This window comes from Streptomyces sp. MK37H, assembly GCF_018035285.1.
GTDB classification, from domain to species: domain Bacteria; phylum Actinomycetota; class Actinomycetes; order Streptomycetales; family Streptomycetaceae; genus Streptomyces; species Streptomyces endocoffeicus.
The window spans coordinates 1-9806 of the sequence record NZ_JAAAYH010000341.1 but is presented as its reverse complement, the minus strand read 5'-3'; the positions used below and the strand labels follow the sequence as shown (position 1 = coordinate 9806).

Genomic DNA, 9806 nt, shown 5'->3' with positions numbered 1-9806 from the left:
GGGCCCGGCTCAGGCCGGGTAGGCGTGTGTCTGGGTCGCCTCGGGATTCGTTCACTTCGTCAGGAGCTTCAGCATCGACTCTGTGTCCGCGAGATCTTCGACAACTTCCGCAGCTCCGGCGGCCCGCAGATCCCCCGCACTGGTACGCCCGGTGGCCACGCCGATGACGCGGACGCCGCAGCTCAAGCCACCCTCCACGTCGTATGGCGTGTCCCCGACGAGGACAGCGTTCTCCGAGGGCATCCGCGCACGCTGCAGAGCGGTGCGCACCAGCTCCGGACGCTCGTCCGCGTCCTCGCCGAAGGCTCCGGTCGAGAGATCGATGTACTGGTCGAGGCCGAACGCGGCCAGCTTCACCTCGGCGGCGGCCCGGATGTTGCCGGTCATCACGGTCTGCGTGGCCCCGTCCCGCGCCGCCAGGGTGGCGAGCAGCGAGGAGGCCCCGGGGAGGGCATGCCCGCGCTCACGGAGTTCGGCCGCGCGCCGTACGTGAACGGCTCCGAGCGCCTGAGCGAACCGCTCGAACAGGGCACGGCTGTCCGGCAATCCGTGGAGTCGCAACGTCTCGCGGAGGATGACCGGCTCGGTCGAGCCATCGATCTTCGCCTGCTCCCGCATGGGCTGGCCGGTGACCTGCTCGAACGCTTCGGCCCAGAGTTCGCGTCCGACCCCTCGGGTATCTACGAGCGTGTGATCGATGTCCCACAACACGAGCAGCGGCACTGTATTGCCTTCCGATCGTTGGATACCGGCCCCCGCTGGTGACGGGCACCATACGCTGAGTGGGCAGACGTACGGAGGTAGGCATGGGCCGGACTTCCGGCGGGCCGCCCCCAGGCGTCCCCACTGCCTGCGCGGGCCCGGCCATCTCGTCGTTTCACCATGTCTTACGCTGCCCGCATGCTTCGCGCAGTGGTCTTCGATGTCGGCGAGACCTTGATCCGGGATGACCGCGGATGGGCCGCATGGGCGGACTGGCTGGACGTCCCCCGCCATACCCTCTCCGCACTCGTCGGCGCGGTCGTCGCTCAGGGCCGCGACAACGCCGAAGCACTGCGGCTCGTTCGGCCGGACATCGACATCGCGACCGAGCGAGCCGCGATGGAGGCCGCAGGGGCGGGTGAGCGGCTGGACGAAGCCGATCTCTACCCGGATGTGCGCCCAGCCCTCGCGGCCCTCCGTAAGGAAGGGCTCCGCATCGTCATCGCGGGCAACCAGACCGCGCACGTCGGCCAGTTGCTACGCGAGCTCGACCTCCCGGTTGACGGGATCGCCACCTCGGGCGAGTGGGGCGTCGCCAAGCCCGACCCCCGCTTCTTCGCCCGCGTCCTGGACCTCGTCGGCGCCCCGCCCAACGAGACGGTGTACGTGGGGGACCACCCCGCGAACGACATCCGCCCGGCAAAGGCGGCGGGACTGCGCGTCGCGCATCTGCGGCGCGGGCCATGGGGCCATCTGTGGTCCGGCACCGCTGAGGCGGCCGCTGCCGACTGGCAGATCGGCTCGTTGCACGAACTCGTACGAATCGCCGCCAGGTAGGGCTTTCGTATGTCCCATTCGAAGAGCCCTGCCCAGAGTGAGGCGATCGCCGTACCCTGACGAAACCGACGCCGCACGAGGGGGCACCTGTGGAAATCCCCGAAGACCTCAGCATGGGCGAGACGATCGAACTCCTACGCGAGTCGCGAGGGATGAGCCGCGCCGTACTGGCCGGGCTCTGCGGACGCGGTCCCGACTGGCTGAAGAAGATCGAGCGAGGCGAAAGAGAACTCAGGTCACATACCCTCCTCCTCCGCCTGGCGGCCGCCCTCCAACTCTCCGACCTCTCCCTCCTCACCGGCGGCCCTCCGGGGGTCGCCCAGCCTGTGCCGCTGGGAAGGCTGAACCACCCCGCCATCCCAGCAATCTGGGGCGCCGTGATGGAACGGAGCTTCACCCCACCACCGGCCGCCCCCGTCAACGTTGCCTCCCTGCAGGGGCGCATCGATCAGACATGGCGCCTCTGGCACAGCTCGGACCACAACCGAACTGAGGTTGGTGCGCTGCTGCCCGACCTCATCCGCCAAGCTGAGACGGCCACGCGCACCCTCGATGGCGACGACCGTCGCGCCGCGCACGTCGCCCTGGCTGACGTCTACCGACTGACCGGCCAGGCCACCGCCTATGTAGCGCCGGCCGAACTCGCATGGGTCGTGGCGGACCGGGCGCTCGCCGCCGCCCACCAGGCGGACGACCCGGCCGCCATCGCGGCCGCCGCCTGGAACATGGGCAACATCCTCCGCGAGACGTCGTACCCGGATGAGGCCCTGCGGGTGGCGACGGAGGCCGCGGAGCTACTGCGCCCCCACCTCGACGAGGCCCCCGCGGACTGGCGGGGGATCTACGGCGCGCTGCAGTTGCACGCCGCAGTGACGTGCGCCCGCGAGGGCCAGGAGGGGAACGCGTGGCGATACTGGGACGCCGGTGACCAGGTCGCCAAGTCGCTGCCCGCCTCCTACGTGCACCCCTCCACTGTCTTCGGACGGGCGAACGTCGACTTCCACGCTGTCTCAGTGGCTACCGATCTGCGCACGGCCGGGAAGGCGCTCACGCTCGCGGACGAGGTCGACCCGGACGTCATGCCTTCGAAGGAACGGCGAGCGCGCCTGTGGGTCGAGGTGGCCCGCGGGCACCTTCAGCGCGGCGACCGCACGGCAGCGCTGCACGTCATGCAGATCGCCCATCAGATCGGTGCCGAGACGGTCGCGTATACGCCCTCCGCTCGCACGGTTGCCGATGATCTCTGGCGCAAGGCACCGCGAGCGCTCCGCCGAGAGGCTGCTCAACTCGCCGAGGCGGTCGGAGTGACTGCGGCAGGGTAGGGGGACGAGCTACACAGCGGGGACAGATTGTCCCCCTTCTCCATTCTCCAGCGCCCTACGGTGACGACTCCATAACAGAGCGTCAACCAAGGGGGCCGCTATGGCCGACATGGAGCATTGGCACGCCTCGCCCCGCCGAGGGGCATCCATGACCAGCGACAGCGGCACCGGAGAAGTCCGCGTGCCGCTGTCCCTTTTCCACCTCGACCAGTACGAGGGCGACGTGGAGCTTGTGCTGTCCCGCGCCGAGGCCGAGGAACTGCGGCAGGGCTTCCTGTCTTTCCTGACCGTCGGCCGCCCCGTCTCGGTTGCCGCTGCCCGATGAGCCCGGAGACCGACATGACAACCCGAGTCCTGCCCTGGACGCCACCGAGCAGCACTGACGTAGAAATGGTCCAGGTCGGACCGCACTGGGACGCCGTGCGGGCGCCCGAGGCGCTCGGTGAGCGGGCCCTGGCCTTACTCGGTGGGGCGACCGGTGCCGTCATCGCCGACTACAACCTCTTGTACTGGCTGATCCACCCTGGGAGCGCCCAGCACTGGCGACGCATCCGGCAGGTGCAGACGCTCGGTACGGGGCGCGTTGAGACCACGTACATCGGCGTTCCCCCCATCGACCGCACCAGCGGGCCGTATCTGCATTGGCGCGTCCCGCTCGGGCCGGGTCGGTACCTCACGGACGCCAACCGGCTCCGCGAGGCGCTGGTCCGGGCGGCCGTCGCCGAGCTCGGGACCCAGGAGGAGGGCGACCGGTGACAGACGGCCGTTCAACCGCCCAGCAGTCGCTCGCGGCGGCGCGGGGCATCGGGATGCCGGACCCGGACACGCTGACCGGGCCCCAGCTGGAGGGCTGGCACTGCGCCCTGTGCGGGCGGCGGCTGCTCGCGGATCAGTTGCTCGGGACGGTCGAGTGGAGCTGTGGCAGCAGGACGCGGGAGGTCGAGCTGTGGGTGTGCCGACCGCTCTGCGGGGAGGCCCTCGGTGGCGCGTAGGTCGGGAATGGCCTGCGCATACGGCCGGGCGCTCCGGAACCCAGACCGGCTCACGCCGGATACGCGTGGGTCTGGGTCGCCTTCAGCGTGGCCCAGACGGGGCGGCCCGGGTGGAGGGACAGTTCGGCTACCGCCGCCGTCGTGAGGTCGGCCAGGAGGGGGAGTTCGCCGGTGAGGTCGACGCGGATCTGGTCGCCGTGGGACTCCATGCCGGCCACCTCCAGTCGCCACAGGTTGCGCGCGCTGGAGTCGGGACGGTCGCGGTGGAGGGTGACCGCAGCGGGTGGGAAGGCGACGAAGACCGGGCCGGTGAGGTCCTCGGTGGTGGTGATGGTGGTGCCGCCGTCGAGCGTCACGGTGTGGCCGTCGGCGCGGCCCTGGTAGAGGTTGAGGCCGACGAGGCTGGCGATGTAGTCGGTGCGGGGGCGGCGGGAGATGTCCGCCGGGGCGCCCTCCTGGACGATACGGCCGTCCTCCACGACCACGAGCCGGTCGGCGAGCACCATCGCGTCCAGTGGGTCATGGGTGACCAGAACGGCCACCGCCTCGAAGTCGGCCAGGTGGCGGCGGAGTCCGGCGCGCACCTCGAGGCGGGTGCGGGCGTCGAGCGCGGCCAGTGGCTCGTCCAGCAGGAGCAGCCGGGGGCGGATGGCCAGGGCGCGGGCGAGGGCGACCCGCTGGGCCTGCCCGCCGGACAGGGCGCGGGGTTTGGCGCCCGCGCGGTCGGCCAGGCCCATGTGGTCCAGCCAGTCGGCCGCCTGGGCGCGGGCCTCCGCCTTGGGCACCCCGTGGCAGCGCGGGCCGAACGCCACGTTGTCCAGCGCGGTGAGATGCGGGAAGAGCAGATAGTCCTGGAAGACGACGCCGACCGGGCGGTCCTCGGGCGGAACCCTCAGCCGGTCCTCCGGCCGCTCCAGGGTCCGGCCGTCCAGCCGCAGCGCCCCCTCGGTGAGCGGGGTGAGCCCGGCCAGGGCACGTAGCGCGGTCGTCTTGCCCGCACCGTTGGGCCCGAGCAGCGCGACCACCTCGCCGGGCGCGGCGGACAGCCGCAGGTCGAGCCGGAAGCTGCCCCGGTCCACGACGAGCCGGGCGTCGAGGCCGTCGGTGCGCAGTGCGGCGTCCTCGGTGGGGGAGGTGTCCGTGTGGGTCATGAGGCGGCCATCCAGCGGTCGCGCAGCCCGGCCAGGACCGCGATGGAGACGGCGAGGAGGACGAGGCTGAGCGCGATGGCGGCGGCCGGGTCGCTCTGGAGGGCGAGATAGACCGACAGCGGCATCGTCTGCGTACGGCCGGGGAAGTTGCCCGCGAAGGTGATCGTGGCGCCGAACTCGCCCAGCGCCCGCGCCCAGGCCAGCACCGCCCCGGCCGCCACACCGGGCGCGACCATCGGCAGGGTGACGCGCCGGAACGCGGTGAAGCGCGAGGCGCCGAGGGTCGTGGCGGCCTCCTCGTAGCGCGGATCGGCGGCCCGTAGCGTGCCCTCGACGCTGATCACGAGGAACGGCATCGCGACGAACGCCTCCGCGACCACCACCCCCGCCGTGGTGAACGGCAGGGTCACGCCGAACGCCGAGTCCAGCCAGCGGCCCACGATCCCGTTACGGCCCAGCGCGAGCAGCAGCGCCACACCACCGACCACCGGCGGCAGCACCAGCGGCAGGGTCACCAGGGCGCGCAGCAGCCGGCGGCCGGGGAAGCGGGCACGGGCCAGCAGCCAGGCCAGGGGCACGCCCAGCACCAGCGCCACGGCGGTGGCGGCGGTCGCGGTGATCAGCGAGAGGCGGAGCGCCTGCCACACCGCGGCGCTGGTCAGCTGGTCGGGCAGGCTCCGCCAGGGCGCGCGGCCCAGCAGCGCGACCAGCGGGAGCACCAGGAAGACCATGCCGACGAGGGCGGGGAGCAGGAGCGGCAGCGGGACGACGCCCGCGCGGAGGCGGGGGGTGCCCCGGCGTCGCCCTTCGCTGCCGCTCAAAACCTCCCGGGGGCCGGTTACCTCCTCTGGCTCGGGCCCAGCCCCGGCGTTCCGCTCCGTCACGGCTTGAGGAAACCGGCCTGGCCGAGCACCTTCTGGCCCTGTGCCGACTTCACCAGGTCGATGAAGGCCGTGGCCGCCTCCGCGTTGGGGGCGTTCTTCAGCAGGGCGATCGGATAGTCGTTGATGGCCTGCTTCGACTCGGGGAACTCCACGCCCGCGACCTTGCCGCCCGCCGCCTTCACATCGGTCTTGTAGACGACGGAGGCGTCCACCTCCTTCAATTGCACCTTGGTCAGCGCGCCCTTGACGTCCTGCTCGTACGAGACCGGGGTGAGCTTGAGCCTGGCCGCGGTCAGCGCCTTCTGCGCCGCCGAGCCGCACGGCACCTCCTTGGCGCACAGCGCGACCTTCAGCCCGGAGCGGGTGAGGTCCTTGAGCGTCTTGATCTTCTTCGGGTTGCCCGGGAGGGTCGCGATCTCGAGCTGGTTGCGGACGAAGGTGGCCGGGGTGTCCTTCGCGTCCTTGGCGTCGGTGACGGTCTTCATGGTCTTCGGGCTCGCGGCGGCGAAGACATCGGCGGGCGCGCCGGAGGTGATGCTGGCCGCGAGGGCGTCGCTGCCGCCGAAGTTGAAGGAGACCTTGGTGCCGGGGTGCTCCTTCTCGAAGGTCTTGCCCAGCGCGGTGAAGCTCTCCTTCAGCGAGGCCGCCGCGAACACGGTCACCGTGCCGGACAGCTTCTCGGAGGAGGAACCGGAGGCGGACTTCTCGGAGGAGTCACCGGAGTCGTCGGAGTCACCGGAAGAGCAGGCGGTGAGCGTCAGGGCGGCGAGCGCGAAACCGCCCACCACACGGAGCGTCCAACGGGATCGGGATCCGGAACCGGATACGGAACGGGTCGTCATGGGGTCTGTCTCTCCCTCTCTGCGACTGCTGCCTCTGCGACTGCTGCGCCTGCTGCCTGTGTCTGTGCCGCCCGCGGCGCGCGTGTTCACGGCGTTTCCACGACCACGTTGGTCGACTTGATCACGGCGACGGCCGGAACGCCCGGCTCCAGCTTCAGCTCCTCCGCCGACTCCCGGCTGATCATGGACACCACGCGGAACGGGCCCGCCTGGATCTCCACCTGCGCGGACACATCGCCGAGGATCACCTCGGTGACGATCCCCGAGAAGCGATTGCGGGCCGACGAGCCGGGGTGGTCGCGGTCCGTGCCGCTGGCGACCTCGCGGGCGAACGCGGCGAGCGCCGGGCCCGGGATGATCCGGCGCCCCTGCTCGTCCCGCTCGGCGGTCAGCCGTCCGCTGTCGACCCAGCGCCGCAGGGTGTCGACGCTGACCCCCATCAGGGCCGCGGCCTCACCGATCCGGTACGTATGCATCCGCCGATGGTAGCGCCGCATCTGCCAGCCAGTACACGGTGATCAGGTGGTATCCGTCCAACGATTCGGGCACGGAGGCTGGCATCTGCGCGCCACACGGGCAGGATCGGCGTGGCAGGTCAGGACTCCTCGCCCGGGTCGTCCGCCGGCTCGTCCAGTTCCGCCGGCTCGTCCAGCTCCGCCAGCTCCCCCAGCGACACCGGCGCCGCGAACGGCCGTGACGACAGCGGCCGCAGATCCTCCGCCGCGGCCGGGCGGCCGGTCAGCGACGCGGTGACGGCGGCGACCGCGAAACCGCAGGTCCGCCCCTGGCACCAGCCCATCCCCGGGCGGGCCAGGAGCTTCATGGTGCGGGGGTCCTCGGCGCCGAGTTCGGTACGGGCGCGGCACAGCTCCCCGTAGGTGACCTCCTCGCAGCGGCAGACCACCGTGCGCTCGGTCAGCCGGTCGATCCACCCGTCGGGAACGGGGTACGTGCGGTGCAGCGCGGCGGCGAAGGCCCGGCCGTGGCGGATCGCGGTGCGCAGCCGTCGTACGGCGCGTGGATCGACCGGCAGCCCGTGGGCCGCCGCCAGCGACAGGGCGGCCAGCCGTCCCTCGGCGACGGCCATCGCGGCGCCGCCCACGCCCGTGGTCTCCCCCGCGGCCAGGACGTCCGGGACGGTGGTGCGCTGACGGGCGTCGACCACGGCGACGAGGGAGCCGTCGAGGTCGCGCCGGGTGGCGGCGCCGACCATCAGGGGCAGTTCGAGGGCCGGGGTGAACCCCCAGCCCAGCGCCACCAGATCGGCCTCGAGCACCTCGCCGCCGTCGAGCCGCACCCCGCGCACCCGGTCCTCGCCCAGGATCTCGGTCACCGCGGCCCGGGTCCGGTACGGGATGCGGTGGCGGGCCATCAGCGCCGCGTACCGCACCGCCTCGGCGGACTTGGCGGGCCCCCGCACCGCCCCGTCCAGGTGGCGCAGCCAGCCGTGCGCCGGGTTGGCCTCGCACACGGCGAGGACCCGCACCCCCGCCTGCGCCAGGCCCGTCGCCACCGGCAGCAGGAACGGGCCCGTGCCCGCGACCACCGCGCGTCTGCCCGCCACCGCGCGATGCCCCTTCAGCAGCGCCTGGACGCCTCCGGCGGCCATCACCCCGGGCAGCTCCCAGCCGGGGAGCGGCAGTTGGCGGTCGTAGGCACCGCAGCAGAGCACCAGCGAGCCGGCCCGCACCCGGTCCCGCTCGACGGGGGCCGTGTCGTACGGGCCGTTCAGGCGCAGGGTGAACGGCCCGCTGTCCGGGCGGGGGCGGTCGATCAGCCAGACCTGGTGGCCGGGGAGGTAGTGGAGGCGGCCGAGGTGGCGCTGGTGGTGCAACCGGGCGCGGAGGCGGGCGAAGAGCCGCCCGTGGTGGTGGCGAGGGGGCGTGGAGTGCTCGTCGTGGCGCCAGTACTGGCCGCCGGGCAGGCGCCCGGCGTCGATGAGCACCACGTCGAGGCCCGCCTCGGCGGCCCCGACGGCGGCGGCGAGCCCGGCGGGGCCCGCGCCCACGACGGCTACGTCGTACGTCGGCCGATCATTCGCCATCGCTGCCATCCTCACCCCGATCGCCCTCTAGGCCGCCGGCCGTACCGCCGTCACGGCCGTTCTCGGCACGGCTGGCCATACCGCCGTCATTGGCGTCACCGGCACCGCTGGCCATACCGCCACCACCACCGTCCTCGACACCGCCACGGCCATCGATGCCCTCACCGCCCTCCGCCGACAGCCTCATCCCATCCCGCGCCGGGACCAGACACGCCCGCTGGCCGGGGTGCCCGTCCACGGTGATCAGGCAGTCGAAGCACACCCCGATCCCGCAGAACAGCCCGCGCGGTCTGCCCTCCCGCCGCGTGGTCCGCCAGGCCACGATCCCTGCGGCCACCAGCGCCGCGCCCACGCTCTGCCCGGGGCGCGCCGTGACCGTCGTGCCGTCGAAGGTCAGCCGGTAGGACGACGACCCCGTGCGCTCCTCACTCCCCGCGTGGCTCATCCGCACCACCCTCCTCGAAGCGTTCCGGGGCGAACGGCGTCAGGTCCAGATCCGTCGCCTCCCCCGTCAGCGCCTGCGCGATCAGCTTCCCCGTCCCCGCCGCGAGGCCGATCCCCGCGCCCTCGTGGCCGCAGGCGTGCCACAGCCCGGGGGCGCGCGGGTCGGGGCCGATGACCGGCAGATGGTCGGGGCAGTACGGCCGGAAGCCCGCGTAGACGCGCATCGCCCGTACCGACGCCAGCATCGGGAACAGCCCGATCGCGCCCCGGGCCAGCGCCCGTAGGGCGGCGGGGGAGGGCCGCCGGTCGAAGCCGACCCGCTCCCGGGTGGAGCCGATCAGCACCGTGCCGCCACCCGTGCCCTCCACGACCGGCGACGCCTGGAGCTCCGCGTCCGAACTGGCCACGGCGTCCACGTAGTCGGCCGCGTAGACCTTGTGCCGTACGGTCGCGGGCGGCAGTGGTTCGGTGACGAGGACGAAGCCCCGGCGCGGCAGCACCGGCAGCTCGACGCCCGCGAGCCCGGCCACCGCACCGGCCCAGGTGCCCGCCGCGTTCAGGACGGCGGGGGCGCTGACGGTGCCGTCG

At 72.6% G+C, this 9806-nt stretch carries 13 protein-coding genes; 5 read left to right on the top strand and 8 right to left on the bottom strand.

Annotated elements, in window-relative coordinates; all coding sequences use genetic code 11:
- Positions 1-51: 51 nt before the first annotated feature.
- Positions 52-723 carry an HAD family hydrolase gene (locus GWI24_RS33335; RefSeq protein ID WP_210949784.1) on the bottom strand — a complete coding sequence of 224 codons (672 nt, stop codon included), beginning with the start codon at positions 721-723 and terminating at the stop codon, positions 52-54.
- A 177-nt stretch (positions 724-900) separates the two neighbouring features.
- On the opposite strand from GWI24_RS33335, the gene GWI24_RS33330 reads away from it, so the two are divergent.
- From GWI24_RS33330 to GWI24_RS33310, 5 genes are all read left to right on the top strand, one after another.
- Entirely contained in the window at positions 901-1539 is a 639-nt protein-coding gene (locus GWI24_RS33330) for an HAD family hydrolase (RefSeq protein WP_210949783.1), read from the top strand.
- An 89-nt stretch (positions 1540-1628) separates the two neighbouring features.
- Positions 1629-2861, top strand: a complete 1233-nt coding sequence (locus GWI24_RS33325) for a helix-turn-helix transcriptional regulator (protein ID WP_308344172.1) — start codon at positions 1629-1631, stop codon at positions 2859-2861.
- A gap of 148 nt (positions 2862-3009) precedes the next feature.
- A complete protein-coding gene (locus tag GWI24_RS33320; RefSeq protein WP_210949782.1) occupies positions 3010-3186 on the top strand; it encodes a hypothetical protein in 177 nt (58 codons plus the stop codon).
- Between the two features lie 14 nt (positions 3187-3200).
- Positions 3201-3617, top strand: coding sequence for a hypothetical protein (locus tag GWI24_RS33315; protein WP_247617206.1), 417 nt, complete (start codon positions 3201-3203; stop codon positions 3615-3617).
- On the top strand, positions 3614-3853 hold the full coding sequence (locus GWI24_RS33310; RefSeq protein ID WP_308344171.1) for a hypothetical protein: 240 nt from the start codon (positions 3614-3616) through the stop codon (positions 3851-3853). Before GWI24_RS33315 ends, GWI24_RS33310 begins: the two co-directional genes overlap by 4 nt.
- A gap of 50 nt (positions 3854-3903) precedes the next feature.
- On the opposite strand, the gene GWI24_RS33305 is transcribed toward GWI24_RS33310, so the two are convergent.
- The 7 genes from GWI24_RS33305 to GWI24_RS33275 form a co-directional block, all read right to left on the bottom strand.
- Complete coding sequence (locus GWI24_RS33305; protein WP_210949781.1) at positions 3904-5004, bottom strand: ABC transporter ATP-binding protein; 1101 nt, start codon at positions 5002-5004, stop codon at positions 3904-3906.
- Positions 5001-5825 carry an ABC transporter permease gene (locus GWI24_RS33300; protein WP_210949780.1) on the bottom strand — a complete coding sequence of 275 codons (825 nt, stop codon included), beginning with the start codon at positions 5823-5825 and terminating at the stop codon, positions 5001-5003. The genes GWI24_RS33305 and GWI24_RS33300 overlap by 4 nt, the downstream gene beginning before the upstream one ends.
- A gap of 59 nt (positions 5826-5884) precedes the next feature.
- The gene (gene modA / locus GWI24_RS33295) at positions 5885-6730 is read right to left on the bottom strand and encodes a molybdate ABC transporter substrate-binding protein (protein ID WP_210949779.1); all 846 of its coding nucleotides are present in this window, start codon (positions 6728-6730) and stop codon (positions 5885-5887) included.
- Between the two features lie 86 nt (positions 6731-6816).
- Entirely contained in the window at positions 6817-7206 is a 390-nt protein-coding gene (locus GWI24_RS33290) for a molybdopterin-binding protein (RefSeq protein ID WP_166484036.1), read from the bottom strand.
- A 119-nt stretch (positions 7207-7325) separates the two neighbouring features.
- Complete coding sequence (locus GWI24_RS33285; protein ID WP_308344170.1) at positions 7326-8774, bottom strand: NAD(P)/FAD-dependent oxidoreductase; 1449 nt, start codon at positions 8772-8774, stop codon at positions 7326-7328.
- Positions 8764-9219 (bottom strand): (2Fe-2S)-binding protein, encoded by a 456-nt coding sequence (locus GWI24_RS47005; RefSeq protein WP_210949777.1) that lies wholly within the window; start codon positions 9217-9219, stop codon positions 8764-8766. The genes GWI24_RS33285 and GWI24_RS47005 overlap by 11 nt, the downstream gene beginning before the upstream one ends.
- Positions 9200-9806 (bottom strand): FAD-binding oxidoreductase (locus GWI24_RS33275; protein ID WP_210949776.1); only part of this gene is annotated, 607 nt, incomplete at its 5' end. The genes GWI24_RS47005 and GWI24_RS33275, both read right to left, overlap by 20 nt.

Excerpts from the sequence above, each read along its gene's own strand:
- GWI24_RS33285 (WP_308344170.1), bottom strand. The coding sequence starts at position 8,774 with ATGGCGAATGATCGGCCGACGTACGACGTAGCCGTCGTGGGCGCGGGC.
- GWI24_RS33320 (WP_210949782.1), top strand. The coding sequence starts at position 3,010 with ATGACCAGCGACAGCGGCACCGGAGAAGTCCGCGTGCCGCTGTCCCTT.
- GWI24_RS33330 (WP_210949783.1), top strand. The coding sequence starts at position 901 with ATGCTTCGCGCAGTGGTCTTCGATGTCGGCGAGACCTTGATCCGGGAT.
- GWI24_RS47005 (WP_210949777.1), bottom strand. The coding sequence starts at position 9,219 with ATGAGCCACGCGGGGAGTGAGGAGCGCACGGGGTCGTCGTCCTACCGG.
- modA (WP_210949779.1), bottom strand. The coding sequence starts at position 6,730 with ATGACGACCCGTTCCGTATCCGGTTCCGGATCCCGATCCCGTTGGACG.
- GWI24_RS33290 (WP_166484036.1), bottom strand. The coding sequence starts at position 7,206 with ATGCATACGTACCGGATCGGTGAGGCCGCGGCCCTGATGGGGGTCAGC.
- GWI24_RS33315 (WP_247617206.1), top strand. The coding sequence starts at position 3,201 with ATGACAACCCGAGTCCTGCCCTGGACGCCACCGAGCAGCACTGACGTA.
- GWI24_RS33305 (WP_210949781.1), bottom strand. The coding sequence starts at position 5,004 with ATGACCCACACGGACACCTCCCCCACCGAGGACGCCGCACTGCGCACC.